The 24701-nt window shown below is 70.4% G+C and carries 29 protein-coding genes and 1 pseudogene; 13 read left to right on the top strand and 17 right to left on the bottom strand.

Features of this window, described 5'->3' with window-relative positions; genetic code table 11:
* Nucleotides 1-24: 24 nt before the first annotated feature.
* Nucleotides 25-582: a DUF3035 domain-containing protein gene (locus tag ACESMY_RS03785; RefSeq protein ID WP_372782368.1), complete on the top strand. Its 558-nt coding sequence runs from the start codon at nucleotides 25-27 to the stop codon at nucleotides 580-582.
* Here the strand turns inward: ACESMY_RS03785 and ACESMY_RS03780 are convergent.
* Together ACESMY_RS03780 and ACESMY_RS03775 are read right to left on the bottom strand one after the other, a co-directional pair.
* Complete coding sequence (locus ACESMY_RS03780) at nucleotides 579-794, bottom strand: helix-turn-helix transcriptional regulator (RefSeq protein WP_372782366.1); 216 nt, start codon at nucleotides 792-794, stop codon at nucleotides 579-581. The two genes, ACESMY_RS03785 and ACESMY_RS03780, sit on opposite strands and share 4 nt — an antisense overlap.
* 8 nt (nucleotides 795-802) lie before the next feature.
* On the bottom strand, nucleotides 803-1228 hold the full coding sequence (locus tag ACESMY_RS03775; protein ID WP_372782364.1) for a hypothetical protein: 426 nt from the start codon (nucleotides 1226-1228) through the stop codon (nucleotides 803-805).
* Nucleotides 1229-1324: 96 nt separating this feature from the next.
* Between ACESMY_RS03775 and ACESMY_RS03770 the strand changes: the two genes are divergently transcribed.
* Complete coding sequence (locus ACESMY_RS03770) at nucleotides 1325-1714, top strand: hypothetical protein (RefSeq protein ID WP_372782362.1); 390 nt, start codon at nucleotides 1325-1327, stop codon at nucleotides 1712-1714.
* Nucleotide 1715: 1 nt separating this feature from the next.
* Here the strand turns inward: ACESMY_RS03770 and ACESMY_RS03765 are convergent, their stop codons facing one another.
* Nucleotides 1716-2684: a TraB/GumN family protein gene (locus ACESMY_RS03765; protein ID WP_372782360.1), complete on the bottom strand. Its 969-nt coding sequence runs from the start codon at nucleotides 2682-2684 to the stop codon at nucleotides 1716-1718.
* Between the two features lie 49 nt (nucleotides 2685-2733).
* Here ACESMY_RS03765 and mutL point away from each other — a divergent pair, with 49 nt between their 5' ends.
* Nucleotides 2734-4572, top strand: coding sequence for a DNA mismatch repair endonuclease MutL (gene mutL / locus ACESMY_RS03760; protein WP_372782358.1), 1839 nt, complete (start codon nucleotides 2734-2736; stop codon nucleotides 4570-4572).
* Here the strand turns inward: mutL and ACESMY_RS03755 are convergent.
* The 5 genes and pseudogenes from ACESMY_RS03755 to ACESMY_RS03735 form a co-directional block, all read right to left on the bottom strand.
* Nucleotides 4569-5933 (bottom strand): MFS transporter, encoded by a 1365-nt coding sequence (locus ACESMY_RS03755; RefSeq protein ID WP_372782356.1) that lies wholly within the window; start codon nucleotides 5931-5933, stop codon nucleotides 4569-4571. The genes mutL and ACESMY_RS03755 overlap by 4 nt on opposite strands.
* Nucleotides 5934-6082: 149 nt before the next feature.
* Nucleotides 6083-6187: pseudogene (locus ACESMY_RS03750) on the bottom strand (MerR family DNA-binding transcriptional regulator); the annotation flags it as partial.
* A gap of 53 nt (nucleotides 6188-6240) precedes the next feature.
* The gene (gene rsmD / locus ACESMY_RS03745) at nucleotides 6241-6822 is read right to left on the bottom strand and encodes a 16S rRNA (guanine(966)-N(2))-methyltransferase RsmD (protein WP_372782354.1); all 582 of its coding nucleotides are present in this window, start codon (nucleotides 6820-6822) and stop codon (nucleotides 6241-6243) included.
* 12 nt (nucleotides 6823-6834) lie between these two features.
* A complete protein-coding gene (locus ACESMY_RS03740) occupies nucleotides 6835-7473 on the bottom strand; it encodes a lysophospholipid acyltransferase family protein (RefSeq protein WP_372782352.1) in 639 nt (212 codons plus the stop codon).
* A complete protein-coding gene (locus tag ACESMY_RS03735; RefSeq protein WP_372782350.1) occupies nucleotides 7473-8438 on the bottom strand; it encodes a phosphatidate cytidylyltransferase in 966 nt (321 codons plus the stop codon). The genes ACESMY_RS03740 and ACESMY_RS03735 overlap by 1 nt, the downstream gene beginning before the upstream one ends.
* Nucleotides 8439-8534: 96 nt before the next feature.
* Between ACESMY_RS03735 and ACESMY_RS03730 the strand changes: the two genes are divergently transcribed.
* Complete coding sequence (locus tag ACESMY_RS03730; RefSeq protein WP_372782349.1) at nucleotides 8535-8933, top strand: hypothetical protein; 399 nt, start codon at nucleotides 8535-8537, stop codon at nucleotides 8931-8933.
* Nucleotides 8930-9610 carry a CDP-alcohol phosphatidyltransferase family protein gene (locus ACESMY_RS03725; protein ID WP_372782347.1) on the top strand — a complete coding sequence of 227 codons (681 nt, stop codon included), beginning with the start codon at nucleotides 8930-8932 and terminating at the stop codon, nucleotides 9608-9610. Before ACESMY_RS03730 ends, ACESMY_RS03725 begins: the two co-directional genes overlap by 4 nt.
* On the opposite strand, the gene ACESMY_RS03720 is transcribed toward ACESMY_RS03725, so the two are convergent.
* Nucleotides 9607-10608 (bottom strand): pseudouridine synthase, encoded by a 1002-nt coding sequence (locus ACESMY_RS03720; protein WP_372783380.1) that lies wholly within the window; start codon nucleotides 10606-10608, stop codon nucleotides 9607-9609. The genes ACESMY_RS03725 and ACESMY_RS03720 overlap by 4 nt on opposite strands.
* Nucleotides 10609-10677: 69 nt before the next feature.
* Here ACESMY_RS03720 and tadA point away from each other — a divergent pair, with 69 nt between their 5' ends.
* From tadA to ACESMY_RS03695, 5 genes are all read left to right on the top strand, one after another.
* Complete coding sequence (gene tadA / locus ACESMY_RS03715) at nucleotides 10678-11172, top strand: tRNA adenosine(34) deaminase TadA (protein WP_372782345.1); 495 nt, start codon at nucleotides 10678-10680, stop codon at nucleotides 11170-11172.
* A gap of 67 nt (nucleotides 11173-11239) precedes the next feature.
* A complete protein-coding gene (locus tag ACESMY_RS03710; RefSeq protein WP_372782343.1) occupies nucleotides 11240-11686 on the top strand; it encodes a DUF6265 family protein in 447 nt (148 codons plus the stop codon).
* 69 nt (nucleotides 11687-11755) lie between these two features.
* Nucleotides 11756-12631 (top strand): SDR family NAD(P)-dependent oxidoreductase, encoded by an 876-nt coding sequence (locus tag ACESMY_RS03705; protein ID WP_372782341.1) that lies wholly within the window; start codon nucleotides 11756-11758, stop codon nucleotides 12629-12631.
* Between the two features lie 65 nt (nucleotides 12632-12696).
* Nucleotides 12697-13605 (top strand): ABC transporter ATP-binding protein, encoded by a 909-nt coding sequence (locus ACESMY_RS03700; RefSeq protein ID WP_372782339.1) that lies wholly within the window; start codon nucleotides 12697-12699, stop codon nucleotides 13603-13605.
* Nucleotides 13602-14381 (top strand): ABC transporter permease, encoded by a 780-nt coding sequence (locus ACESMY_RS03695; protein WP_372782337.1) that lies wholly within the window; start codon nucleotides 13602-13604, stop codon nucleotides 14379-14381. Before ACESMY_RS03700 ends, ACESMY_RS03695 begins: the two co-directional genes overlap by 4 nt.
* Here the strand turns inward: ACESMY_RS03695 and ACESMY_RS03690 are convergent.
* The 3 genes from ACESMY_RS03690 to ACESMY_RS03680 all read right to left on the bottom strand — a co-directional run bounded on the left by ACESMY_RS03690 (nucleotide 14378) and on the right by ACESMY_RS03680 (nucleotide 16139).
* Entirely contained in the window at nucleotides 14378-14962 is a 585-nt protein-coding gene (locus tag ACESMY_RS03690; protein WP_372782334.1) for a GNAT family N-acetyltransferase, read from the bottom strand. The two genes, ACESMY_RS03695 and ACESMY_RS03690, sit on opposite strands and share 4 nt — an antisense overlap.
* Nucleotides 14963-15129: 167 nt before the next feature.
* Entirely contained in the window at nucleotides 15130-15882 is a 753-nt protein-coding gene (locus ACESMY_RS03685) for a TSUP family transporter (protein ID WP_372782332.1), read from the bottom strand.
* Nucleotides 15882-16139: a hypothetical protein gene (locus ACESMY_RS03680; protein WP_372782330.1), complete on the bottom strand. Its 258-nt coding sequence runs from the start codon at nucleotides 16137-16139 to the stop codon at nucleotides 15882-15884. Before ACESMY_RS03680 ends, ACESMY_RS03685 begins: the two co-directional genes overlap by 1 nt.
* Nucleotides 16140-16233: 94 nt before the next feature.
* Between ACESMY_RS03680 and ACESMY_RS03675 the strand changes: the two genes are divergently transcribed.
* A complete protein-coding gene (locus ACESMY_RS03675; RefSeq protein ID WP_372782328.1) occupies nucleotides 16234-17121 on the top strand; it encodes a LysR family transcriptional regulator in 888 nt (295 codons plus the stop codon).
* Here the strand turns inward: ACESMY_RS03675 and ACESMY_RS03670 are convergent.
* From ACESMY_RS03670 to ACESMY_RS03650, 5 genes are all read right to left on the bottom strand, one after another.
* The gene (locus ACESMY_RS03670) at nucleotides 17118-17642 is read right to left on the bottom strand and encodes a GNAT family N-acetyltransferase (protein ID WP_372782326.1); all 525 of its coding nucleotides are present in this window, start codon (nucleotides 17640-17642) and stop codon (nucleotides 17118-17120) included. The two genes, ACESMY_RS03675 and ACESMY_RS03670, sit on opposite strands and share 4 nt — an antisense overlap.
* A 58-nt stretch (nucleotides 17643-17700) precedes the next feature.
* The gene (locus tag ACESMY_RS03665) at nucleotides 17701-19161 is read right to left on the bottom strand and encodes a tannase/feruloyl esterase family alpha/beta hydrolase (protein ID WP_372782324.1); all 1461 of its coding nucleotides are present in this window, start codon (nucleotides 19159-19161) and stop codon (nucleotides 17701-17703) included.
* Between the two features lie 2 nt (nucleotides 19162-19163).
* Nucleotides 19164-20660, bottom strand: a complete 1497-nt coding sequence (locus ACESMY_RS03660; protein WP_372782322.1) for a tannase/feruloyl esterase family alpha/beta hydrolase — start codon at nucleotides 20658-20660, stop codon at nucleotides 19164-19166.
* 95 nt (nucleotides 20661-20755) lie between these two features.
* Nucleotides 20756-22075 carry an acyl-CoA dehydrogenase family protein gene (locus ACESMY_RS03655; protein ID WP_372782320.1) on the bottom strand — a complete coding sequence of 440 codons (1320 nt, stop codon included), beginning with the start codon at nucleotides 22073-22075 and terminating at the stop codon, nucleotides 20756-20758.
* A 309-nt stretch (nucleotides 22076-22384) separates the two neighbouring features.
* Complete coding sequence (locus tag ACESMY_RS03650; protein WP_372782318.1) at nucleotides 22385-22792, bottom strand: hypothetical protein; 408 nt, start codon at nucleotides 22790-22792, stop codon at nucleotides 22385-22387.
* 234 nt (nucleotides 22793-23026) lie between these two features.
* On the opposite strand from ACESMY_RS03650, the gene groES reads away from it, so the two are divergent.
* Nucleotides 23027-23317: a co-chaperone GroES gene (groES, locus tag ACESMY_RS03645; protein WP_372782316.1), complete on the top strand. Its 291-nt coding sequence runs from the start codon at nucleotides 23027-23029 to the stop codon at nucleotides 23315-23317.
* Between the two features lie 54 nt (nucleotides 23318-23371).
* Nucleotides 23372-24701: chaperonin GroEL (gene groL / locus ACESMY_RS03640; protein ID WP_372782314.1), on the top strand; the 1330-nt coding region annotated here is incomplete at its 3' end.

Here is a 24701-nt window from a genome sequence, read left to right as displayed (position 1 = left end):
GGCGGTCTTGGGAGCTACTGGTACATGAGCGTCAACCGAGTGATCGTCGCCTCCGCCCTGATCGCGGCGACGGGCCTCGCCGGATGTCAGTCGACGCGCAACGCGCTCGGCATGACCAAGGTGACCCCCGACGAATTCCGCGTGGTGACCAAGGCCCCGCTGGTGGTGCCGCCTGACTTCGCGCTGCGCCCGCCGGCCCCGGGCAAGCCCCGCCCGCAGGAACTGCAGCCGGAAAGCGCCGCCCGCACCGCCCTTCTGGGCGCGCGCGAAGGCGAAGCCCGTTCCGATGGCGAGAAGCTGCTGGTCGCCAAGGCCGGCGCCGAAAAGGCCGATCCGCTGATCCGCTATGTGGTCGACGACGAGTTCGGCGACGTGTCGCACAAGGAGAAGAGCTTCGCCGACAAGGTGATGTTCTGGCGCGGCGACAAGAAGGCCGCGGCCACGCCGAGCGCCGCCGGCGCCGACACGGCCACCCCGGTCGACGCGGCGGCCGAAGACGCCCGCATCGCGGCGCTGACCGGCGGCAAGTCCGTGGTCATCCAGCGCGAAGGCCCGCACAAGATCAAGCTGCCGGGCCTCTAGGCCTCCGACCACTGGAATACCTCGTCCAGCGTCGCCCCGAACACGTGGGCGATGCGGAAGGCCGCCTCGAGCGAAGGTGAGTACTTGCCGGCCTCGATGGCGGCGATCGTCTGGCGCGTCATCCCGATCTTCCCGGCCAGCTCCGACTGGGTCATCTCGCCGTGCTCGAACCGCAGACGGCGGATCTGGTTGACGATCGGCAGGCGCGACATCGCCACCCTCAGGCGCCGCGCCGGAACATGACGATCTGGGCGATGGAGACGGTCAGGGCGGCGATCACCACCGCCAGCAGCGCGAAATTGGCCATCTCCACGCCGCGGTGGCCGAAGAAGGCCGGCGCGAACAAGCCGACCGCCAGCACCATCAGCACATGGTAGCCCAGGCTCTGCGAGCGCCACTGGATCATCTGCTCGCGCTCGTCGGCCGGCGCGCGTCCATCCTTGGGCGTGGTCAGGGCCGCGATCATCGTCAGCGCGATCTGCAATCCCGCCAGGGCCAGCACCGACAGCAGGAGCAGGTGCAGCGAGCCCAGACCCCCGAAATGACGGTCTCCCACCAGCCCGCTGAACAGCTCGACGAAATAGGCGCCGAAGCAGACCAGGACGCTCACCAGGGTGATCCAGGCGGACTTTTCGCGGAAGGACATGGCGGCCCCTGTCTAGGAAGGCGATGGACACGATGTCAAATATCTTTTACATCGTGTCAGAGTTTCTTGTCATGCCTAGCAGCCCCGGAGCGCCCCGTGAACCGTCAACTTCGCACCCTTGTCCTCGCCGCGATGGCCGCCGCCGGCGTGGCCCTCGCCCCCACCGCCTTCGCCGAGCCTGCGCGCGCCACGGGCAATCTGCAGGGCGACCAACGGCCCTGGATCAACGATCCCCACATGCGCATCTGGTATGAAACCACCAAGGCCGCCTTCGCGGCCGGCCCGGCCAAGGTCGACGTGGATGGCTACGAGCAGAAGGCCTTCGCCATCTTCCGCGATTTCGCGCCGGCGATGCACATGTCGCCCGAGGGAATGGTCGATCACCTGAAGCTCATCCCGCGCCAGATCGTCCAGATCGTGAAGGAGGACCCCAAGGTCCTCGACAGCTACGAAAACTTCGTCGCCGCGACCTTCGGGCCGCAGTAGCTCATTCCTCGCCCGGGGTCTTCACGACGTAGCCCTTCGACCGCAGCTGATCGAGCACCCCGCCCTGCGCCAGCAGGGGCCGCAAAGGCACCACCGCGACGGCATGGCCCGGGGTCTTCAGCGCGCGCTCGATGTCGGCAACCAGGTCGGCCTTGACCTGGGCGTCGAAGGTCTGGGCGCCGGGGACCGAGGCGATGCACCGCTCATAGGTCCGCTCGTTGGCGAGCGCGCCGCGCACGTCCCCCTGCGCCCAGGCGCGGGCGGCGGCGAGGGTCACGCCCGGACCGGCTTCCGTCTGGGCCAGGACCTCGTCGAAACAGGCGCGCCCCGCCGCCGCCGGAGTCCGAAGGATCGCCCCCATCAGCGGCCCGAGGTTGTAGCTCTTCTGGGTGACCCGGACCTTGTCGCGGGCGGCCAGGATCTTGATCAGCTTGGTGGGGTCGGAGTTGGTCAGGCCGGTGCGGTCGCGGTAGTCGGTGGCGAGCCGCAGGCCGGCCGCCAGGGGATTGCGCGTGGCGTAGTGGTCGGCGGGCTGGCCGAGCCGCGTTCGGACCGCCACGAAGCGCGCGCGGGCCGCCGGGTCCAGCGTCGCCTCGAAGGGCCCGCCGCCTCTCAGGCGCATGAAGTTGAAGGCCGCGCCGAGCGCGCCGGTCACGGTCACCTTCACGTCCTGAAAGGGCAGGATCACCACGCTCGCCCCGGTCAGCCGCCGCTCGAAGACCGCGCGGTCCCAGTCCATGTGCTTGGGCGCGAGCGAAGGGCTGCCCAGGACGTAGACCGTGGTGTCGCCGTCGGAGACGGTCCACCAGGCCGGCCCCGGCAGGCGGCCGGTGACCACCAGCTCCTCCACCAGCACCCCGTCCGGGTCGGGCGTGGCCGCGGCGGCCGGGATCGGCGGAACCTGGGCCCAGGCCGGCGCCGCGAGGGCCGCGGCCAGCACCAAAGCCCGCAGGCCATTTCGCACGCTCATCCGCCGCTCCGGAATCGTCCTATATTGGTGGACCGCTGAAAGCCTCGCCATGCCGATCCGTCGCCTGCCGCCCGAAACCGTCAACCGCATCGCCGCCGGCGAGGTGGTGGAACGGCCGGCCAGCGCGGTCAAGGAGCTGGTCGAAAACGCCCTGGACGCCGGCGCGGCCCGCGTCGAGGTGCAGGCCGACGGCGGCGGTCTCACCCGCATCCTGGTGGCCGACGATGGCCAAGGTTTGTCGGCCGAAGAGCTGCCGCTGGCCATCGAGCGGCACGCCACCTCCAAGCTTTCGCCCGACGACGCCGGCGACTACGACCTGCTGCATATCTCGACCCTGGGCTTCCGCGGCGAGGCCCTGCCCTCGATCGGCTCGGTGGCGCGCCTGTCCATCGCCAGCCGCGCGCGCGGCCAGGCCGACGCCCACGCGATCTTCGTCGAGGCCGGCGCGGTCGGCGCGGTCTCGCCCGCCGCCTTTCCGGATCCGCACGGGGCGCGGGTGGAGGTGCGCGACCTGTTCTACGCCACCCCGGCGCGGCTGAAGTTCATGAAGTCCGAGCGGGCCGAGGCCATGGCCATCGCCGAGGAGATCAAGCGCCAGGCCATGGCCCACGAGGCGGTGGCCTTCAGCCTCGACCTGGACGGCCGCCGCACGATCCGCCTGCCGGCCGAGGCCGCAGGGCCGGACGGACGCCTGGCGCGACTCTCGGCGATCATGGGCCGCGAGTTCTCCGAGAACGCCCTGGCGCTCGACCACGAGCGGGAAGGCGTGCGGCTTTCGGGGTTCGCGGGGCTGCCGACCTACAACCGCGGCAACGCGGCCCACCAATATCTGTTCGTCAACGGCCGGCCGGTGCGCGACCGGCTGCTGCAGGGCGCGCTCCGCGCCGCCTATGCCGATTTCCTGGCCCGCGACCGGCACCCGCTGGCCGCCCTCTATGTCGAGCTCGACACCGCCTATGTCGACGTCAACGTCCATCCGGCCAAGGCCGAGGTGCGGTTCCGCGACCCGGGCCTGGTGCGCGGCCTGATCATCGGCGGCCTGCGCCATGCCCTGGCGAACGCCGGCCACCGCGCCTCGACCACCGTCGCCAGCGCCGCCCTGGGCGGCTTCCGGCCCGGCGGCTATACGCCTCCGTCGTCGGCCGCCGGCTACTCGGCCTGGCGCCAGGGCGGCTGGCAGCCCTCTGCGTTGGCGACGGCGGTCCAGTCGATCCCCGGCCTCACCGAGGTCTCGGCCCGCGCCGAACCCGCCTGGGAGCCCGGCCTCGCCGAGGAAGGCGCGCCCGCCCCGGTCTTCGACCCCGTCGACTATCCTCTGGGGGCGGCCCGCGCCCAGGTCCACGAGACCTATATCGTCGCCCAGACCCGCGACGGCGTGGTCATCGTCGACCAGCACGCCGCCCACGAGCGGCTGGTCTATGAGCGAATGAAGCACGAGATGGCCGAGGGCGGGGTCATGCGCCAGGCGCTGCTCCTGCCCGAGGTCGTCGAGCTCGACCCGGCCGAGGCCGAGCGGGTGGGCGCCAAGGCCGAGGAGCTGGCCGCGCTCGGCCTGATGCTCGAGCCGTTCGGCCCGGGCGCCGTCCTGGTGCGCGAGACCCCGGCCCTGCTCGGCGAGACCGATGTCCAGGGCCTGGTCCGCGACATCGCCGACGATCTCGCCGAGAACGGCCAGGCGCTCGCCCTGAAGGAACGGCTGGAGGACGTCTGCTCGACCATGGCCTGCCATGGCTCGGTCCGCGCCGGCCGCCGGCTGACCGCGCCGGAGATGAACGCCCTGCTCCGCCAGATGGAGGCGACGCCCCACTCGGGCCAGTGCAACCACGGCCGCCCGACCTACGTCGAACTGAAGCTCGCCGACATCGAGCGGCTGTTCGGGCGGCGTTAGGCCTGACGAACCCAGGCGAGCGCCAAGGCGGAGCCGGCCAGCAGCAGACCCACCGAGACCGCGGCGGCCGCATGCAGCCCGCCCACCGGGCCGAAGGCGCCGCCCAACACCCCGAAGGCCGCAACCCCGATCGCCCCGCCCGCCTGCCGCGCGGCGTTCAGCACGGCAGATGCCGTCCCCGACCACTCCCGCTCCACCGAGGCGAGGATCGCCGTCGTCATGGCCGGGACGCCCAGGCCCATGCCGCCGGGGATCAGCAGGAACGCCGGCAGCATGGCCAGGAACGGGCTCGTCGCGGTCAGGCCGACAAGCAGGAAATAGCCCACCGCGGCGATCGCCGCGCCCAGCGCCATCGGCGCGCGCGAGCCGAACCGCGCCACCATCCGGCCGCTGATCAGGTTGGAGACAATGAAGGTCGCGGTGAGCGGTAGGAAGGCCAAGCCCGCCTGGACCGGCGTCCAGCCGTGGGCCTCCTGCAGATAGAGGGCGAGCACGAAGATCACCCCGTAGTAGGCGAGGTTGACGATCACGCCGAAACCGACCGCGGCGCTGAATCCCGCCCGGCCGAAGAACCCCAGCGGCAGCATCGGCGCACGCGCCCGCCGCTCCACGGCGACGAACCCCAGGCCGGCGGCGATGAACAGCCCCAGGCCTGTGAGCACCAGCGGATCGGTCAGGCCCCGCGGCCGAGCTTCGATCACCGCGCCGATCAGGCCGGTGAGCGCGAGCGCCGCCAGCGCCTGGCCGGGCAGGTCCAGCGCCCGTGGCTTGGCGGGCAGGCGGTCGTGCGGGGCGACCCACAGGGTCAGGGCCGCGCCCAGGAGGCAGACCGGCAGGTTGACCAGGAAGATGCTCCGCCAGCCGAGGCTCGCCAGCAGCAGGCCGCCAAGCACCGGCCCGAGCGCGATGGAGACGCCGCCGGCCGCCGTCCAGACCCCGACGGCCCGCGCCCGGCCCGCTGGATCGCCCCCGTGGGCGTTGTTGAGCAGGGTCAGCGAACTCGGCACCAGCAGGGCCGCGCCGACCCCCTGGACCGCGCGGGCGGCGATCAGCCAGCCGGGACCGGGTGCGAGCCCACAGGCCAGGGAGGCGATGGCGAACAGGCCGAAGCCGGCCAGGTAGGCGCGCTTGGCCCCGAACCGGTCGCCCAGCACGCCGGCCGTCAGCAGCAGCACCGCGAAGGCGAGCGTGTAGGCGTCCACCACCCATTGAAGGCCCGCCACGCCCGCGGCGAAGCTGTGGGCCAGCCGCGGAAGGGCGACGTTGACGATGGTGACGTCGAGCTGGACGACGACGAAGCCGAAACAGGCGGCCAGCGTCGTCAGCCCGGTGGCGGCCGGGCGGGATGGGGATGCGGTCATGAGGCGGAGGATGTCACATCTGGACGCCGGGACGATTCGACGGTGCTCGAACCTTCCCGGCGCCGTCGGCGACCAGCCTAGCAGCAATCCTTCCGCCGTTCGCGGGCGGCCGGACTCGTCCGGTGCGCTTTCGGCGCCGCCACCCAGTCGAAGCCGCCCGCGTCCAGCACGCGCCCGATCTCGTCATAGTGGCGCAGCGCGCGGACCGAGACGCCCGAGAGCGTCGCCACCTGGTTCACCTTATAGGCGCTCACGATCGTCCTTCCTCGTCGATGGCCTCTTGATCAGGCCTTCCGAGGCGGGCGGGTCAAGCCTCGTCGAACCGCAGGAAATGCACCCGGGCCGCGCCGTAGTCGCGGATATCCAGGGGCTCGAAGCCCTCGACGCTGAAGTCAGGCTCAGCCGCGCCGCGCTCGAAGACCACCAGGGCGCCGGGGGCCAGCCAGCCGCCCTCGGCGAGCTTGCGGAGCGAGGCCTCGCCCAGGCCCTTGGCATAGGGCGGATCGAGGAAGGCGAGGCCGAACGCCGGGCCGTCGGCGCCTGGCCTGACGCCGAGATCGGCGGCGTCACGGCGGTGGACGCGGGTCTTGCCGAAGAGGCCCCCGTTCGGGCTCAGGCCCTCGGCGTTCTCGCGGATCGCGCCCCGGGCCGCCTCATCGGTCTCCACGAACAGGCAGAAGGCCGCGCCCCGCGACAGGGCCTCGAAGCCGAGCGCGCCGGAGCCCGCGAAGAGGTCGATCACCCGGACGTCGCGCAGGCCGGGCGACCAGGCGGCGTGCTCCAGGATGTTGAAGATCGCCTGGCGGGCGCGGTCGGAGGTCGGGCGCGTGGCCTCGCCCTTGGGCGCGGCCAGGGTCTTGCCGCGGAAACTGCCGGAAACGATACGCATGAGCCGCGTGTCTTAGGCCCAGCGCTGCGGCGGGGCGAGCGCCTTCAGGCCCTCCAGCCGCACCCGCAGTTCCTCCATGAAGGCCACCCGGTCGCCGCCCCAGCGGACCGGGTCGCCCACCAGCACCGTGCAGTTCATCGGCACCGGCATGTGCGCGCCCTTGGGCAGGACGCGGCCGGCGCCCTGCAGCCAGACCGGGGTCACCGGCGCCTCGGGAAAGGCCGCGGCGAGCCGGGCCACGCCGCTCTTCAGCCGGGTCATTTCCTCGCCGTCGCCGCGGGTGCCTTCCGGGAAGATCAGCACGATGTCGCCGGCCGCCAGCGCCTCGCGGGCCGGGGCCAGGACGTCCTCGCCGGACCCGGCCCGATCGCGGGCCACCGGCACGATGGCCAGGATGTTGCGCGAGAACCAGCTCATCAGCCGGCCCTTCAGGAAGTAGTCGGCCGCCGCCGCCGGCCGCACCCGGTCGAGCGCCTTCGACGGATAGATGGTCAGCAGCAGGACAGTGTCGACGTGGCTGGAATGGTTGGCGACCAGGATCGCAGGACCCTTCAGCGGCAGCTTCTCGCGGCCCACGACGTCGGCGCCGGTGAACATCCGTGCGATCGGCCGGGCGAGCAGGACGATGACCGCCTGCCGAAGCCAGCGCATCAGAAGTCCCTCAGGCAGAAGAAGATCAGGATGTGGAAGTAGAGCGGCGCGGTGAAGATCAGGCTGTCGGCGCGGTCGAGCAGGCCGCCGTGGCCGGGGATCAGGGCGCTGGAATCCTTCACCCCGATGTCGCGCTTGATGGCGCTCATGGTCACGTCGCCGGCGAAGCCCGCGACCGGCAGGGCCAGCGCCGTGATGGCGAGGCCGAGGCCCGAGAGCGGGGTGAACACCGGGCCCAGGAACCAGATCAGCGCCGCGGTGGTGGCCCAGCCGCCGAGGAAGCCTTCCCAGGTCTTGTTGGGGCTGACCTTGGGGATGATCTTGCGGCGGCCGAGCAGCTTGCCCCAGACGTACTGCATGACGTCGTTGGCCTCGGTCGCCACCAGCAGGAAGAACACCAGGCCCGCCGGCCCCGCCGGCAGGTGGTCGGTGAGCGGCGCGCGCATCAGGAAGGCGGCGTAGCCGAGGTTGTAGACGCAGGTGACCAGGCCCCAGTGGAAGGTCGCCGCCGTCGCCAGGAAGGCCCTGGTCTGGCCGATCCAGGTCATGGCGAAGGGCAGGAACATGAAGACGTAGACGGGGATGAACACCAGATACATGCCGTACCGGTCGATCGCGATGAAGGCGTAGCTGATCGGGATGCAGAGATAGGCGAGGAGCACGATCAGCCGGTCTTCCGGCCGGATGTGGGCCAGCGACAGGAATTCCCTGAGCGCGATGAACGAGATCACCACGAAGAGGATCGTCACCGCGATCCAGCCCAGGAGCAGGGCCGCGGCCAGGAGCGCGATCATCACCCACCAGCTGTTGATCCGCTGGCGCAGGTTGGTGAAGTCGCCGCCGGGCCTCAGCCGTGGCAGGGCCGCGGTGATGGCGACCGCCAGGGTCAGCACGCCCAGGACGCCGCCGAGGCCCCACAGCAGGGCCGGCGGCTGAGCGGCGAAGAAGCTCGCGATCACGTCCATGGAACTCCCGACCCCGTCCGCGAACATGCCCGGGCCAACCGGGCGGTCAAGACGCTTTGCTTGACGGTGGAATGCGGCGCGGGCGAGGTTCGCGGCGTGACAGCCGTCCAGCGCCTCGCAAAATCCACCGCCGTCCACGTGGGCTTCGCCTTTGTCGCCATGGGCGGTTGGACGCTGTGGGCCAACCACGGCCACGGCCTGGCCGCCGCCTGGACGCCGGCGCTGGCGCAGGGCGCGATGTCCGGGGCGATCACCCTGGTCCTGAAGCGGGCGCTGGAGGCCATGGTCGCGCGCCTGCCGGGCGCGGCGGCCTATGTCGTCCCGCCGGCGGTGACCGCGGCGGTGATCCTGGCGGTGCTGATCGGCGTCCACCGGCTGATCGGCACGCCGGAAATCGCCCGCACCATCGCCGTGCCCTGGTCGGTCTCGACCCTCTATGCGATCGTCTACGCCGCCGTTGTGGCGCGCGGACGGCCGGGAGCCGTGACCCCATGACCGAGCCTTCGCTAGAGAACCGCCGCCCGATCAAGAGCCGCGCCAGCGGCTGGGCCCAGGGCTCGGCGCGCGTGCTGGCCAAGGCCGGCGCCAGTCCGAACATGATCTCCGGCGCCAGCGTCGCCTTCGCGGCCCTGGGCGGGGCGCTGATGGCCCTGGCCGGCGTGAGCTCGCCCGGCGCGCGCGGGGCGGCGCTGATCGCCGCCGCCGCCTGCGTCCAGCTGCGGCTGGTCTGCAACCTGCTCGACGGCCTGGTGGCCGTGGAGTTCAAGCGCGGCAGCACGTCGGGGCCGATCTGGAACGAGCTTCCCGACCGCTTCTCCGACGCCCTGTTCCTGGCCGGCGCCGGGGCCTGCGCCTATGGCTCCATCCACCCGCAGATCGGCGTCAGCCTGGGCTGGATCGCCGCGGTCCTGGCCGTGACCACGGCCTATGTGCGCGAGCTCGGCCGAGGCCTTGGCCTGCCCGCCGACTTCTCCGGCCCGATGGCCAAGCCGCAGCGGATGGCGACCCTGACCGCGACCTGCGTGATCGCGGCCTTCGAGCCGCTGTGGGGCGGGCGCGGCGAGATCGTGCTCCTGGGCCTGGCCGTCATCGTGGCGGGAACCGCGCTCACCATCGCGCGCCGCACCCGCACCATCGCCCGCGCCCTGGCCGAGCGCGGCAGGGCCGCCTAACCCCGCTTGGGGCCGCCGGGACGCGGGGTCTTGCGGGCGCCGGAGTGGCGTTTCGGCGCGCCGGTCTTGGCGATGACCGGCTTGGGCTTCGGCTTGGCCCAGCCGGGCTTGTATTCCTTCTTCGGCGGCGGCTCGCCGGGCGCGGTCATGCGGGCGCGCCGCTGCGGCTTGCCGGAGCGTCCGGCGGGCTTGCCCGGCCGATCGATCTCCACCGCGCCCCGCCGGGGCCCCGCGACCACGGCGGCGGCCTTCTTCCAGAGCGGGCGGTCGCCCTTGGGCAGGTTCTGCGGCGCGATGTGCTGGGCGAGCTGTTCGCGGATCACCCGCGGCCCCACCTCCTCGACCTCGCCGGGCAGGAGGGTGGAAAGCGCGAAGGGTCCGTAGGAGAGCCGGATCAGCCGATTGACCTTCAGGCCCAGCGCCTCCAGCACCCGGCGGACCTCGCGGTTCTTGCCCTCGGCCAGCACCACGGTGATCCACAGGTTCGCGCCCTGCGGCCCCTCCTTGGCCTTGTCCAGCGTCGCCTCGATCGAGCCGTAGTGGACGCCCTCCACGGTGATCCCCTTCGTCAGGGTGTCGAGCTTCTCCTGGGTGACCCGGCCGCGGGCCCGGGCGCGGTAGCGGCGCACGATCCCGGTGGTCGGCATCTCCAGCGCGCGCGCCAGGCCGCCGTCGTTGGTCAGCAGCAGCAGGCCCTCGGAATTGATGTCGAGCCGGCCCACCGAGATCAGCCGCGGCAGGCCGGGCGGCAGGGCCTCGAACACCGTCGGGCGGCCTTGCGGATCCTTGTGGCTGGTCACCAGGTCGATGGGCTTGTGGTAGCGGAAGAGCCGCGCCGGCTCCGCCTCGGTGACCACTGCCCCGTCCACTGTCAGGATGTCGCCGGGCTCGACCTTGACCGCCGGCGTGGTCAGCACCTTGCCGTTCAGCGCCACCCGCCCGGCCTCGATCAGCCGCTCCACCTCGCGGCGCGAGGCGACGCCGGCGCGGGCCAGCATCTTGGCCACGCGGTCGCCGCCGGGCTCTTGGGCGCCTCCGGGAGCGGCTTGCGTTTGCGGCGTGCGGGCTTGACCGGAGGGGCGGGCGCCGGTTCGGTGCGGATCGTGGACCATGACCATCGCACCATGCGCATCGCCCTAGACGCCGCGCAAGCCGCCGCCGAGCGCGGCGAGACGCCGGTGGGCGCGGTGGTCGTCGACCCCGAGTCCGGCGAGATCGTCGCGGTCGGCTCCAACAGCCCGATCGGCAGCCACGACCCCACGGCGCACGCCGAGATCGTGGCGCTGCGCGAGGCGGCGCGGAAGCGCGGCAACTACCGCCTGACCGGCCTGACGCTGGTGGTCACGCTTGAGCCCTGCGCCATGTGCGCCGGCGCGATCAGCCATGCGCGTATCGCACGCCTGGTGTTCGGGGCCGAGGATCCCAAGGGCGGGGCGGTGGTCAACGGCCCGCGGTTCTTCGAGCAGCCGACCTGCCATTCCCGGCCGCTCGTCGCAGGCGGCGTGCTGGCGGACGAAAGCTCTGTCATGCTGAAGACCTTCTTCCGCGAACGAAGGGGCTAGGGATGGTCAAGGCCGACGATTGGGCGCGCACGCTGACCCCGCGCCATCTGAAGGAAAGGGGACCCGCATGATCCTGGCGATCCTGGCCGCGGCGGCGGCGGTTTCCGGCGCGCCGTCCGACGTCGCGAAGCTCGGCTGGATGGCCGGCTCGTGGCGCGAGCTCAAGGGCGGCGTCACCACGCGCGAGATCTGGCTGGCCCCGGTCGGCGGCGCCATGGCCGGCGCGACCCAGACCAACCGGCCGGGCAAGCCGCCCACCGCCGAGTTCAGCGCCATCACCACCCAGCCGGACGGCCACGCGGCCTTCACGCCGTTCATGAAGGACGTGATCCCGACGCCCTTCACCCTCTTGCCCGGCAAGGACGGCGAGGCGGTGTTCGAGCGGACCAGCGACGACTTCCCCAAGCGGGTGATCTACCGCAAATGCGGCCCCGACCTCTGCGCGCGGATCGAGGGAACGGTGAAGGGCAAGCTCGAACACCAGGACTGGCGCTACAGCCGCATCAAGCCCTGAGGGCTTGCCAACCGCCGAGCCGCGGCCGGAAGATGCTCCCATAAATTCAGAACACATTGGGAGGTCGACATGGCGGGATTGCTGGACGGCAAGGTTGCGATCATCACGGGCGCCGGCAACGGCCTGGGCGAGGCCTATGCGAAGCTGTTCGCCAAGGAAGGCGCTTCGGTGGTGGTCAACGACCTGGGCGGCGCCCGCGACGGCTCCGGCGCGGACAAGTCCGCGGCTCAGAAAGTGGTCGACGCCATCGAGGCCGCGGGCGGCAAGGCGGTGGCCAACGGCGACGACGTCTCCAGCGTCCAGGGCGGCGAGAACATCCTGAAGAGCGCGCTCGACGCCTTCGGCCGGGTCGACATCCTGGTCTGCAACGCCGGCATCCTGCGCGACAAGAGCTTCGCCAACACCTCCGAGGCGGACTGGGACGCGGTGATCAAGGTCCACCTGAAAGGGACCTACTGCACCGCCCTGCCGGTCTGGAAGTGGATGAAGGACAACGGCGGCGGCTCGATGGTGCTGACCTCGTCCACCTCCGGCCTCTACGGCAATTTCGGCCAGACCAACTACGGGGCGGCCAAGGCCGGCATCTATGGAATGGTCCGGGTGATGTCGATCGAGGGCCGCAAGTACAACATCCGGGTCATGGGCCTGGCGCCCGGCGCCTACACCCGCATGACCTCCGACCTGCCGGGCCGCCAGGGCCGCGAGCCCGATCCGCTGAGCCTGCCGGAGAACGTCGCGCCAGGCGTGCTGTTCATGGTCTCCGACCTCGCCGCCGACCATTCCGGCAAGATCCTCGGGGTCTCCAGCCGTGGCGTGCGCGAGATCAAGATGCTGCAGACCAACGGCTTCCAGCCCGGGCGGCCCTACACCGCCCAGGAGGTGGCCGAGCACGCGGCGGACGTCTTCTTCCCCAACGCCGAGGAACGCACGGCGGCGACCGCCTAGCGCGCCCGCCGCATCCGATCGGCGGGTCCGCGGCGACTAGGGTCAGACACGACGCGGGGGCGGGCATGGCGGACGGCGGCGATCGGGCAGGACTGCTGGCCCGGCTGAACGGGGCGCGAAAGCGATACGGCGACACCGTCGCGCTCGACGGGCTCGACCTCGAGGTCCGGCCGGGCGAGTTGCTGGCCGTGCTCGGCCCCAACGGCGCGGGCAAGACCACCGCCATCGGCATCCTGCTGGGCCTGCAGGAGCCGGACGGCGGCGAGGCCGTGCTCTTCGGCCGCTCGCCGCACGACCTGGCGGCGCGGCGCGGCGTGGGCGTGATGATGCAGGAGGTCACCCTGCCGGATGCGCTGCGCGTCCACGAGCTGATCTCCATGACGCGGGCCTACTATCCGCAGCCGCTGACCCTTGCGGAGGCGATGGCGCTGGCCGGCGTCGAGAAGCTGGCCGCCCGGCCCTATGTGAAGCTCTCCGGCGGCCAGAAGCGGCAGGTGCAGTTCGCGCTCGCCATCTGCGGCCGCCCGCGGCTGCTGTTCCTCGACGAGCCCACCACCGGCCTCGACGTGACGGCGCGCGAAACCATGTGGGGCACCCTGCGCCGGATCGTGCGCGACGGCGCCTCCATCGTTCTGACCACCCACTACATCGAAGAGGCCGAGGCCCTGGCCGACCGCGTGGTGGTGATGGCCAAGGGCCGCCGCATCGCCGAGGGCACGGTGGCCGAGATCCGCGCCCTGGTGGTCCGCAAGCGCGTCGAATGCGCGACCGCCACCAGCCCGGCGGCCGTCGAGGCCTGGCCCGACATCACCGCGGTGACACTGGAGGGCGGGCGGCTTTCGATCACCACCACCGACGCCGAGGGCACGGTGCGCCGCCTCTTGACCGCCGACCCGGCGCTGGCCGACCTCGAGGTCCGCCGCGCCGGCCTCTCCGAAGCCTTCACCGAACTGACCCAGGAGCCCGCGGAATGACCGACGCCACCGCACCTGTGCAAGTCCCGAACATGCCGCTCAGCCGGATCCTCGGGGCCTATGCCTCGGACGCCAAGTACGAGTCCCTGCGCCTCTTGAGGACCCCGGCCTTCTCCATCCCGATCCTGGCGATGCCGATCCTGTTCTACAGCTTCTTCGGCATCATCCTGGCCGGACGGGCCACGGTCGGCGCGCTCGCCAACAACCTCTTCGTGGGCTGGACGGTCTACGGCGTCATGGGCCCGGGCCTGTTCGGCTTCGGCATCCTGGTGGCCGTGGAGCGCAACCAGGGCCTGCTCACCTTCAAGCGCGCCCTGCCGATGCCCACCGGCTCCTACCTCGCGTCCAAGCTGGTCATGGCCTTCGTCTTCGCCGTGGTGGTGATGGCGATGCTGGTGACGGTGGGGGTCACTCTGGGCCGCGTCACCCTGCCGCCGCTCACCCTCCTGACCATGGCCTCGGTCATGGCGCTGGGCGTGTTCCCGGCCTGCGCCGTCGGTCTCTTCATCGGCTCCTACGCGCCGGCGTCGAGCGCCGCGGCCTTCGCCAACATCACCTACCTAGGCATGGCCTTCCTCTCGGGCCTGTTCTTCCCGCTGTCCGGCGTCATGCACGACATCCGCCCGATGTGGCCGACCTATCACCTGTCGCAGCTGGCGCGGGAAGCGGCCGGGCTGCCGGCCGAGGGCTCGCCGCTGGTCCACGTGGCGGTGCTGGCGGCGGTCACCGCGGTCCTGACGCTGCTGGCGGCCCGCAGGCTCGCCCGCCGCGGCTAGGCGACCTGCGCCAGCCTGGCGTCGAGCCCGTCGCGCACCGCGGGCCACTCGTCGGCCAGCACCGAGAAGACCACCGTGTCGCGCACGCGGCCGGTCCAGGTGATGCGGTCGTGGCGCAGGATGCCTTCCTGGACGGCGCCCAGCTTCAGGACGGCGGCGCGGGAGCGGGCGTTGATGGCGTCGACGCGGAATACCGCGCGGTTGCAGCCGGCCTCGAAGGCGTTTCCCAGCATCAGCCGCTTGGCCGCCGGGTTCACCGCCCCGCCCCGGAAGTCCGGCGCGTAGTAGGTCCCGCCGACCTCGACCACGCCGTTGGCGGCGTCCGGGGCGATGTAGCAGGTCATGCCCTGGCAGCGCCCATCGGCCATCACCGCGAAGGGCAGCAGCCGGCCGGCCTCGACGTCGCGGGACATCCGCGACCAGCTCGCATCGAAGGCGTCGCCCAGCATCGAATAGGGATAGAGCTCGGTCCAGGTCCCCGGATCGGCGGCGCAGGCCGCGCGCAGATCCTCGCGGTGCGCCTCGCTCAAGGGCTCCAGCCGCACGAAGCGGTTCTCCAGCGCTTTCGGCTCCAGCTGCATTTTTCGTCACTCGCCGTCAAAAAACTTGGTCGCGGCCCTTGTACAGCCTGCAAGCGCACATACCTGTGCTTTGCCCTTTCCTGGGCGTTTCCTCCCCAACTTTCTAAGGCCGGGCCTTCGGGTCCGGCTCTTTTTTTGCCTTGAGCCCCCCTCAATCCAGGAAGGGGTCAGGCCAGGAGGAAGAGCCGGGCGGCCTGGACCAGATAGGCCAGGCCGATCACCGTCAGGATCAGGCGCAGGTAGCGCTTGAAGTCCACATCGCTCAGCCGGTCGAGCACGATGCCGCCGGCCGCCGTGCCCAGCATCGAGAGCGGTATGGCCAGGGCGAAGACCCAGAGCGGCGGAATGCCCTTGCCGCCGGACGCCAGCAGCGGCGCGCCATAGACCACGATCTTCATCAGGTGGCTGAAGACCTGGGTCGCAGCCTTGGTGGCGACGATCTGGTGCCGCGTCAGGGCCGTCCGCACGAAGAAGACGTCGAGCAGGGGTCCGGCCACGCCGGCCGTCAAGTTCATGCCGGTGACGCTGAGGCCGCAGATGTAGGCCTGGGACGGCCGCGAGGCGTCGACCTTGATCCAGCCCGGCGGCAGCCAGATGAGGCCGGGCACCAGGCCCATCAGCAGGAACAGGGTGGCGCGGGTCGGCTCGTAGACCACCAGGCCGATCAGGCCGCCGGCGGTGAAGGCGCCCAGCGCATAGATGCCCACGATCCGCCAGGAAACGTGCTTGCGGTGCAGGATCGCGCGCCAGCCGTTGGCCACCAGCTGCAGCAGGCCGTGGACCACGAAGGTGGCCGAGACCGGCAGGACAAGCGCCAGCGCGCCCTTCAGCATCAGTCCGCCGGCCATGCCGAACACGCCGGAGATGGCGGCCGTGAGGAAGGCCGCGACGATGATGAAGGCGCCGGTGGCGAGGGTCATCAGGCGGCTTCCAGGAAGGCGCGGCCCCGCGCGGTGAGCTGCACGGGCCGGTCGGACAGCCGCACGGCCGGCGGAGCGGCGACCTCGATCAGGCGGAAGTCGACGGCGTCTTCCCAGACCGGCAGGCGCGGGCAGGAGGTGCGCCAGGCGTCCATCGCCTCGCCGTAGGTCCGGGGGCGTTCGGCGACCCAGGCCAGCAGCTGGCGGACCAGGGCCTCCGCGGGCGGGCTGACGGTCAAGGTGGCGATTTCTGACATCGGACGCTCCCGGTTGAAGCGGAGCCATAGACCTGGCAGGTCAGTGCGTCCAATATATGCTTTCGTCGATTTCAATACCTTGAGAGTATCCCACATGGACCTGCGGCGCCTGCGCTACCTGGTGGTCGTGGCCGAGGAAGGCCACATCACCCGCGCGGCCGAGCGGCTGGGCATCCAGCAGCCGCCGCTGACCCGGCAGATCCGGGCGTTGGAGGAGGAGCTGGGCGTCCGGCTCTTCGAGCGGCTGCCGCGCGGCATGCGGCTGACCGACGCCGGCCGGGCGGTGGTCGGAGAGGCCCAGGCGATCCTCGAGCGGGCCGGCCGCCTGCCCGACCTCGCCGCCCGCGCCGCGCGCGGCGAGCGGGGCCGCCTGGCGGTGGGCTACACCAGCTCCGGCGCCTTCCATCCCTTCGTCGCCCAGCAGATCCGCGCCTTCCGCGCCGCCAGCCCGGGCGTCCTGCTGGCGCTCGCCGAGGACGGCACCCCGGAGCTGGTGCGCGGGCTGGAGGAGGAGCGGCTCGACGCGGCCTTCGTGCGGTCCGGCGGGACCCACGGCTCGGACCTGCTGGTCGAGCCGGTGCTGGAGGAGCCGATGGTGGCGGCGCTTCCGACCGGCCATCCGCTGGCGCGGCTGAAGAGCGTCGCGCTCGCGGCCCTGGCCGAGGAAACCTTCGTCTTCTATCGCCGGCCGACCGGGCCCGGCCTGCATGACGCCATCGTCGCGGCCTGCCTGCGCGCCGGCTTCAGCCCGATGGTCGGCCAGGAGGCGCCCAGGATGTCGTCCACCCTCGGCCTGGTGGCGGCGGGCCTGGGCGTCTCGATCGTGCCGGCCTCGATGCAGCGGATGAACGTCGAGGGCGTGGCCTTCGTCCCGTTCGGCGGCGACCCAGGCCTCACCGCACCCTTGCTGCTGGTCAGCCGGCGGCGCGGCCGCTCGGCGATCCTCGAGCGGTTCAGGGCGCAGGTGAAGGCGGCGGCCTAGCCCCTCAGGTCCTTGCAGAAGTAGGTCGTGGCGCATGGCGCGCCGTCCGGCATCAGGGCGTAGTTGTCGATCACCCCCACCTTCGTCCAGCCGACGCCGGCGTAGAGACCCTCGGCCGCTCCGCCGGTCACCGTGTCCAGCACCAGCAGCCAGCGCCCCATGGCCCGGGCCTCCGCCTCGATCGCGATCATCAGCGCCCGCGCCGCGCCCAGCCGCCGCGCCCGACGATGCACCAGCATCTTGGCGACGTCCGCCCGGTGCGGCTGGTTGGGCTGCCAGGGCGGAATCAGTTGCACGACGCCGAAGATGCCGTCGGCGTCCTCGGCCACCAGGATCGCGCGGCCATCGCGCGCCTCGGCTTCCCCGCGCCAGAAGGCCGTCGCCTCCGCCCGCGTGAGGCTGGCCATGAAGCCGATCGAGGCTCCGCCATCGACGCAGTCGAGCAGCACCTCGCCCAGGGCCGGCGCAGCGGCGATGGCCTCGGCCTCGGAAAGGCGTCGGATGCGAAACGGCGCGCTCATCGCCGTGCGCCTACCGGGTCAGCCACGCCCTTCCAACCCGCAAACTGCAGCTTGGCGCTCAGCCCTTCTTCTTGCCTACCGCGCAGGCAAAGCCGTCGCCGGCCTTCCGCGCGACGCCCGGATAGGGGCAGAGGCGTTGGCTTGCGCCGTCGGCGCCCGTGGCGGTGAGCTCGCCCGGCGCGGCCTTGGCCTCGACCCAGTGGTCCAGCAGGTCCAGCCAGTCCACGGTCCCCGGCCCCGCGCCGCCCTGGCAGTGGAGCATGCCGGGGATCATGTAGAGCCGGTAGAAGGCCGAGGTGTCGCCCATCTTCGCCGCCACCTCGTCATGGTAGCGGATGCTGCCCAGCGGCGGGATCGCTGGGTCGTTCCAGCCATGGTACTGGATCAGCTTGCCGCCATGGCTCTTGAAGGGCGTGAGGTCCGGGTTCACCGCGTCGAGCACAGCCGCGGTCTTGCGGCGGTCCTGGTCGTACCTGGGGCCGAGGTCCATCTTCAGGAAGTCGAAGTTGGGGTCTTCGTAGACGAAGTACTTCAGGAACTGCGACGAGATCGCGTGGCCGGCGGACTGGGCGTAGGTCTCCTGCGAGGTCCCGGTGTTCCAGGCCTGCCAGCCGCCGCGCGCCGCCTCCGCGCCCGGCATGTAGCCCGGGAACATCGACTTCCCGGCGACCATCCGCCCGCCATAGATCGCCTTGGCGGACGCGATCTGCGGCGCGGTCAGGCAGCCTTCGCTCTGGCCCGGTTTGCACTTCAGCGACGCCGGATCGAAGTGGCAGGCCATCTGGTCGCGGATGAAGGCCTCGCCGTGGGCGCACTGCCTCAGGGCCGCGGCCTGCAGCAGCTCCAGTTGCGGCGGCGCCAGATAGCCGCCGGGCCTGGCCAGCGCCTGCTGCATATAGGCCCGCCCGCCGGTCGACAGCGTGTTGTAGTTGGCCGTGGCGCCGGCGACGATGCCGTCGAAGTCGTTGGGGAAGCGCTGGGCCTCCATCAGGGCTTCGCGCCCGCCCGCCGAGCAGCCCACGAAGTAGGAGCGTTTCGCCGGGCTTCCCTTCTGGGCGACGATCAGCGCCTTGGCGGCCTCGGTGGTCTCCTTCAGCGAGCGCGTGGCGAAGTCGACGATCTTCTCGGGGTGACGGTAGGCCCATTCCGCCGTGCGGCCGTCGCCCCCGTGTCCGTCGTCGGTTCCGGCGGCGGCATAGCCGCTCTCCGCCCGGGCCTTGATCGCCGCCGAGGGGATCGAGCCCGCGAGGCCGCCGTTGCCGACCTGCACATATTTGCCGTTCCAGGCCTGGCCGACCGGGATCATCACCTCGATCCTGATCTCGGAGTCCGCCGTCGGACGGCTGGTGACGGAAAGCCGGCAGGCCTCGCCCGACTTCAGCGCCTCGACCCTGGCCGCGGTCACCTGGGCGTGCGGCAGGGTGGCCTTGGCGAGGTCCGCGCAGGCGGTTTCCGCGCGGGCGGCCAGCGGCGCGGCGAGCGCCAGCGCCGCGCCCGTGGCGAGCAGCAGGGGCCGCATGCTCAGCCCTTCTTCTTGGCGGCGACGGCGCAGGCGTAGGTCTCGCCGGTCTTCTTCGCGACGCCCGGATAGGGGCAGAGCACCTGGCTCGGAGGGCCGCCCGCGGCCTGGCCCGGGCCGCCGGTGGCGGTGACCTCGCCGGGCGCCTTCTTGTCGCTCACCCAGCCGTCGAGCAGCGACAGCCAGTCGACGCCGCTCGGGCCCACGCCGCCGCCGCAGTGGAGCATGCCGGGGACCATGTACATCCGATAGAAGCCGCCGGTGTCGCCCATCGTCTTGCGGACGTCCTCGTAGTAGCGGATCGAGGAGCGCGGCGGGATCGCGGGGTCGTTCCAGCCATGGTACTGGATCAGCTTGCCGCCATGCTTCCTGAAGGCCGCCAGGTTCGGATCCGGCGAGTCGATCACCGGGGCCATCTTGGCGTGCGCCTGGGCGTACTGGGCGCCCATGTCCATCTTCAGGAAGTCGAAGTTGGGGTCCTGGAAGCCGAAATACTTGAAGGCGTTGGATGAGAACTGGTGGCCGGCCGCCTTGGGATTGAGGTCCTGGGTCGGCCCGGTGATCCAGGCGTTCCAGCTGCCGTTCAGCGCCTCGGCGCCGGGGCTGTAGCCCGGGAACAACACCTTGCCCTTGGCGTCCAGGCGGCCGTTGTAGATGGCCTTGGCCGAGGCCACCTGCGGCGCGGTCAGGCATCCATCGGCCTGGCCGGCCTTGCAGGCGAGCTTGCCCGGATCGAAGTGGCAGGCGGCGGGATCGCGGATGAAGGCCTCGCCGCCGCACTGGCCCAGGGCCGACTTCTGGAGAAGCTCGCGCTGCGGCGCGCCGAGATAGCCGCCGGGCTTGGCGAGCGCCTGCTGCTGCACGGCCGACAGGCCGAACAACTCGCTCATGTAGTTGGCCGGCGCGCCCGCGACGATGCCGTCGAAGTCGTCCGGATAGCGCTGCGCTTCCATCAGCGCCTCGCGCCCGCCGTCGGAGCAGCCATAGAAGTAGGACCTGGTCGCGCCCGAGCCCTTCTGGGCGGCGATCAGCGCCTTGGAGATCTGGGTGGTTTCCTTCAGCGACCGATAGCCGAAGTCGACGACCTTTTCCGGATGGCCGAGCGCCCAGCTGGCGTTGGTGCCGACCGGGTCCTGGTGGCCATCGTCGGTGCCCGCCACTGCATAGCCGGCCTTGACCGGACCGTTGAACGACATCCGGGGGATGGCGCCGGCGAACCCGCCGTTGCCGACCTGCACGAACTTGCCGTTCCAGGCCGCGCCGACCGGGATCCAGACTTCCAGGCGGATGTCGCTATCCTTGGTCGGCCGGCTGGTGACCGCGATCTGGCAGACGTCCTTGCCGGCCACCGTCGCGGCCTTGGCCGAGGTGATCTCGGCGTGCGGCAGGGCCGTCTTGACGAGATCCGCGCAGGCGGTCTCGGCATGGGCCGCAGCCGGCGCGCCCAGCGCCAGCAGCGACACGGACATGGCGGCCAGCGCCAGTGTGGTCGGATTCATCTCAAGCCCTCCCAAGCTCTTTCTTTGAGCTCAGTGTAGGCACAGCCCGGCCAGCGGCAAAGCGCCGATCGGCCGGGCTTCAGGGAGCCTTCCCGCTAGTTCCGGAACACCGCCGCGGTCGAGGGATCGTGCGGCATCTCACGGTACTGGCGCAGCTCGTTGCGGCCCACGACCATGTGGTGGACCTCGTCCGGGCCGTCGGCGATCCGCAGGGTGCGGGTCGAGGTGTACATCCGGGCGAGCGGGGTCTTCTGGGAGACGCCCAGCGCCCCGTGCATCTGGATCGCCTGGTCGATGATCTCGCAGACCCGGACCGGCACCATGGCCTTGACCATGTGGATCCAGACGCGGGCCTCGTGGTTGCCCAGGACGTCCATGGCCTTGGCGGCCTTCAGGACCATCAGGCGCATGGCCTCGATCTCGATGCGGGCGCGGCTGATGATCTCGATGTTGCCGCCGAGCTGGACCAGCGGCTTGCCGAACGCTTCGCGGGACAGGCCGCGGGTGACCATCAGGTCGAGCGCCTTCTCGGCCGAGCCGATCGCGCGCATGCAGTGGTGGATGCGGCCGGGGCCCAGGCGAAGCTGGCTGATCTCGAAGCCGCGGCCCTCGCCCAGCAGCATGTTCTCCTTCGGCACGCGGACGTTGTCGAAGATGATGTGCATGTGGCCGTGCGGCGCGTCGGGATCGCCGAACACGTTCATGGGGCCGACGATCTTCACCCCCGGCGCGTCGGTGGGCACCAGGATCTGCGACTGGCGCAGGTTCGGCGGTCCGTCGGGCGTGGTCTGCACCATGGTGATCATGATCTTGCAGCGCGGATCGCCGGCGCCGGAGATGTAGTGCTTCTCGCCGTTGATGACGTATTCGTCGCCGACCAGGGTGGCGCGGGTGTTGACGTTCTTGGCGTCGGACGAGGCCGCATTGACCTCGGTCATGGCGAAGGCCGAGCGGATCTCGCCGCGCAGCAAGGGCTCCAGCCACTGCTTCTTCTGGGCCGGCGTGCCGACGCGCTCCAGCACCTCCATGTTGCCGGTGTCGGGCGCGGCGCAGTTCATGGTCTCGGACGCCATGCGGTTCTTGCCGAGTTCGACGGCGATATAGGCGTAGTCGAGGTTCGACAGGCCCTCGCCGGTCTCGGCGTTGGGCAGGAAGAAGTTCCAGAGGCCTTCCTTCTTGGCCTGGTCCTTGGCCTTTTCGAGCACTTCCAGCTGGCCGGGCGCGTAGGACCAGATGTCGGGATTGCCTTCGCCGAGGCGATGGAATTCCTCGCTCATCGGCTCGACGGTTTCCTTGATGAAGCGCTTGACGTGCTCCAGCAGCGGCAGGGCCTTGGCCGACATCCGCAGATCGTTGAGCTCGTCCATCGGGTTCAGCGCGAAGCTCGATTGCGCCTTGGTCTGGGTCTCGCTCATCTGGTCTCTCCCAAGCGGATTTCTTGGCCGCGATCTTTGGCGCCATCGGGGAAATCAAACAAGCGTTTAAATCATGGCCAAGCCACCGGCGCCCACGAAAAAGCGCCTGCGGGATGCAAAGGAGCCTGCCGCGCGTCGGTGGAAGTGACCTATGTCAGGCGTAGAGCGAGCCGCGCGCGCTGAGCATGATCAGCGCGGCGACGAGGGCGAGCGCGCCCATGGACGGAAGAAGTTTCAAGAACAGTCCCATGACGCTCAGATAGGAACGGCGCCCGGGATTTTCCAGTTAAGCTTTGGACAGGTGCGGCCCTACTTCACCGGCACGTGGTCGATGTGCGGGCAGACCGCGGCGAACAGCGCCTCGTCTTCCGCGCCGCCCGCCTTCTTCGGCGTGGCGCCGCGCCAGTTGTCCGGGATCGCGAACGGGGCGGAGGGCTTGTAGGACGTGACCACGATCACGTTGTGCTTGGCGCAGTCCAACGCATAGACGTTGCCCACGCCGGTCCCGGGACCGCCCGGCGCGATACTGGCCGAGGGCTTGGAGATCGCCTGCATGATCACCAGGCGTCCGGTCTGCTTGTCCTTGTAGCTGTAGTCCCCGTCGTAGGACCACTCGGTGCCGTTGGCCCCGTCCACGAACTTCGTCCAGTGTTCGGCATAGGCCGCGCCGGCGGTCGACGAGGCGATAAGGGCGGCAAGCGCTAGGGCGCGTCGCATGAGGCGTTCTCTCCAGACTGAAGTCGTTCTTCGGACGCGACCCTAGCGGCGCGAGTGTGGCGCCTCCAGCATTTTCCTTCCGGCGTGCGCGGGGCGCGTCCTTGACTCCCCGCACCGACTTTCTTACTTGCAGCGCGTCCTTAGCACTCAAGGGCCGCGACTGCTAACACGCGGCTATTGGGCGCTTGGCGCTGTCACAAATCCAACCGTCGTCTCGAACGGAGAAAGAGCATCATGGCGTTTCGTCCCCTGGGAGATCGCGTCCTCGTCAAGCGCGTCGAGGAAGAAGAGAAGACCAAGGGCGGGATCATCATCCCCGACACCGCGAAGGAAAAGCCGCAGGAAGGCGAAGTCGTCTCCGTGGGTCCCGGCGCGCGTGACGAGTCCGGCAAGATCCAGCCCCTCGACGTCAAGAAGGGCGACAAGATCCTGTTCGGCAAGTGGTCCGGCACCGAGGTCAAGCTCGACGGCAAGGACCTGCTGATCATGAAGGAAAGCGACATCCTGGGCGTCCTCGAAGCCTAACGGCCGAGCCCCAGCTTCCTTCCCCCCAACCCATTCAGAAAAAGAGAACCCAACATGGCTGCGAAAGACGTCTATTTCGCTTCTGACGCCCGCGACCGGATGCTGCGCGGCGTCAACACCCTGGCCAATGCGGTCAAGGTGACGCTCGGTCCCAAGGGCCGCAACGTGATCATCGAGAAGTCCTTCGGCGCCCCGCGCTCGACCAAGGACGGCGTGTCGGTCGCCAAGGAAATCGAACTGGCGGACCGCTTCGAGAACCTCGGCGCCCAGCTGATCCGCGAAGTCGCCTCCAAGACCAACGACAAGGCCGGCGACGGCACGACCACCGCCACGGTGCTGGCGCAAGCCATCGTCGTCGAGGGCCTGAAGTCGGTGGCCGCGGGCATGAACCCGATGGACCTGAAGCGCGGCGTCGACAAGGCGGTCGCCAAGGTCGTCGAGGAGATCAAGAACTCCTCGCGCAAGGTCACCACCAACGAAGAAATCGCTCAGGTCGGCACCATCTCCGCCAACGGCGACGTGGAAGTCGGCGCGATGATCGCCAAGGCCATGGCCAAGGTCGGCAACGAAGGCGTCATCACGGTTGAAGAAGCCAAGACCGCCGAGACCGAACTCGACGTCGTCGAAGGCATGCAGTTCGACCGCGGCTACCTCTCGCCCTACTTCATCACCAACGCCGAGAAGATGGAGGCCGACCTCGAAGAGCCGATGATCCTGCTCTTCGAAAAGAAGCTCTCCTCGCTGCAGCCCCTGCTGCCGGTGCTGGAAGCGGTGGTCCAGTCGGGCCGTCCGCTGCTGATCATCGCCGAGGACGTCGAAGGCGAAGCGCTCGCGACCCTGGTCGTGAACAAGCTGCGCGGCGGCCTCCGCGTCGCGGCGGTCAAGGCGCCGGGCTTCGGCGATCGCCGCAAGGCGATGCTGGAAGACATCGCCATCCTCTGCGGCGGCCAGCTGATCTCGGAAGACCTCGGCATCAAGCTCGAGAACGTCACCCTCGAGATGCTGGGCAAGGCCAAGAAGGTCACCATCACCAAGGACGACACCACGATCGTCGACGGTTCGGGCGACAAGGCCGGCATCGAAGGCCGCATCTCCCAGATCAAGAAGCAGATCGAGGACACGACCTCGGACTACGACAAGGAAAAGCTGCAAGAACGCCTGGCCAAGCTGGCCGGCGGCGTTGCGGTGGTCCGGGTCGGCGGTTCGACCGAAGTCGAGGTGAAGGAAAAGAAGGACCGCGTCGACGACGCGCTCAACGCGACCCGCGCGGCCGTGGAAGAAGGCATCGTCCCCGGCGGCGGCGTCTGCCTCCTGAAGGCCTCCAAGGTTCTGGACGGCTTCAAGGGCGACAATGACGACCAGGAAGCCGGCGTGGCCATCGTGC

The sequence above is a fragment of the Phenylobacterium sp. genome (assembly GCF_041691455.1).
In the GTDB taxonomy this organism is placed as follows: Bacteria; Pseudomonadota; Alphaproteobacteria; order Caulobacterales; family Caulobacteraceae; genus Phenylobacterium.
The sequence above is the reverse complement of the archived record's forward strand: the minus strand, read 5'-3'. Positions and strand labels throughout refer to the sequence as shown.

Coding starts and splice junctions, on each gene's coding strand:
- ACESMY_RS03785 (WP_372782368.1), top strand. CDS start 25: ATGAGCGTCAACCGAGTGATCGTCGCCTCCGCCCTGATCGCGGCGACG.
- ACESMY_RS03780 (WP_372782366.1), bottom strand. CDS start 794: ATGTCGCGCCTGCCGATCGTCAACCAGATCCGCCGTCTGCGGTTCGAG.
- ACESMY_RS03775 (WP_372782364.1), bottom strand. CDS start 1,228: ATGTCCTTCCGCGAAAAGTCCGCCTGGATCACCCTGGTGAGCGTCCTG.
- ACESMY_RS03765 (WP_372782360.1), bottom strand. CDS start 2,684: ATGAGCGTGCGAAATGGCCTGCGGGCTTTGGTGCTGGCCGCGGCCCTC.
- mutL (WP_372782358.1), top strand. CDS start 2,734: ATGCCGATCCGTCGCCTGCCGCCCGAAACCGTCAACCGCATCGCCGCC.
- ACESMY_RS03755 (WP_372782356.1), bottom strand. CDS start 5,933: ATGACCGCATCCCCATCCCGCCCGGCCGCCACCGGGCTGACGACGCTG.
- rsmD (WP_372782354.1), bottom strand. CDS start 6,822: ATGCGTATCGTTTCCGGCAGTTTCCGCGGCAAGACCCTGGCCGCGCCC.
- ACESMY_RS03740 (WP_372782352.1), bottom strand. CDS start 7,473: ATGCGCTGGCTTCGGCAGGCGGTCATCGTCCTGCTCGCCCGGCCGATC.
- ACESMY_RS03735 (WP_372782350.1), bottom strand. CDS start 8,438: ATGGACGTGATCGCGAGCTTCTTCGCCGCTCAGCCGCCGGCCCTGCTG.
- ACESMY_RS03725 (WP_372782347.1), top strand. CDS start 8,930: ATGACCGAGCCTTCGCTAGAGAACCGCCGCCCGATCAAGAGCCGCGCC.
- ACESMY_RS03720 (WP_372783380.1), bottom strand. CDS start 10,608: ATGCTGGCCCGCGCCGGCGTCGCCTCGCGCCGCGAGGTGGAGCGGCTG.
- ACESMY_RS03710 (WP_372782343.1), top strand. CDS start 11,240: ATGATCCTGGCGATCCTGGCCGCGGCGGCGGCGGTTTCCGGCGCGCCG.
- ACESMY_RS03705 (WP_372782341.1), top strand. CDS start 11,756: ATGGCGGGATTGCTGGACGGCAAGGTTGCGATCATCACGGGCGCCGGC.
- ACESMY_RS03700 (WP_372782339.1), top strand. CDS start 12,697: ATGGCGGACGGCGGCGATCGGGCAGGACTGCTGGCCCGGCTGAACGGG.
- ACESMY_RS03695 (WP_372782337.1), top strand. CDS start 13,602: ATGACCGACGCCACCGCACCTGTGCAAGTCCCGAACATGCCGCTCAGC.
- ACESMY_RS03690 (WP_372782334.1), bottom strand. CDS start 14,962: ATGCAGCTGGAGCCGAAAGCGCTGGAGAACCGCTTCGTGCGGCTGGAG.
- ACESMY_RS03685 (WP_372782332.1), bottom strand. CDS start 15,882: ATGACCCTCGCCACCGGCGCCTTCATCATCGTCGCGGCCTTCCTCACG.
- ACESMY_RS03680 (WP_372782330.1), bottom strand. CDS start 16,139: ATGTCAGAAATCGCCACCTTGACCGTCAGCCCGCCCGCGGAGGCCCTG.
- ACESMY_RS03675 (WP_372782328.1), top strand. CDS start 16,234: ATGGACCTGCGGCGCCTGCGCTACCTGGTGGTCGTGGCCGAGGAAGGC.
- ACESMY_RS03670 (WP_372782326.1), bottom strand. CDS start 17,642: ATGAGCGCGCCGTTTCGCATCCGACGCCTTTCCGAGGCCGAGGCCATC.
- ACESMY_RS03665 (WP_372782324.1), bottom strand. CDS start 19,161: ATGCGGCCCCTGCTGCTCGCCACGGGCGCGGCGCTGGCGCTCGCCGCG.
- ACESMY_RS03660 (WP_372782322.1), bottom strand. CDS start 20,660: ATGAATCCGACCACACTGGCGCTGGCCGCCATGTCCGTGTCGCTGCTG.
- ACESMY_RS03655 (WP_372782320.1), bottom strand. CDS start 22,075: ATGAGCGAGACCCAGACCAAGGCGCAATCGAGCTTCGCGCTGAACCCG.
- ACESMY_RS03650 (WP_372782318.1), bottom strand. CDS start 22,792: ATGCGACGCGCCCTAGCGCTTGCCGCCCTTATCGCCTCGTCGACCGCC.
- groES (WP_372782316.1), top strand. CDS start 23,027: ATGGCGTTTCGTCCCCTGGGAGATCGCGTCCTCGTCAAGCGCGTCGAG.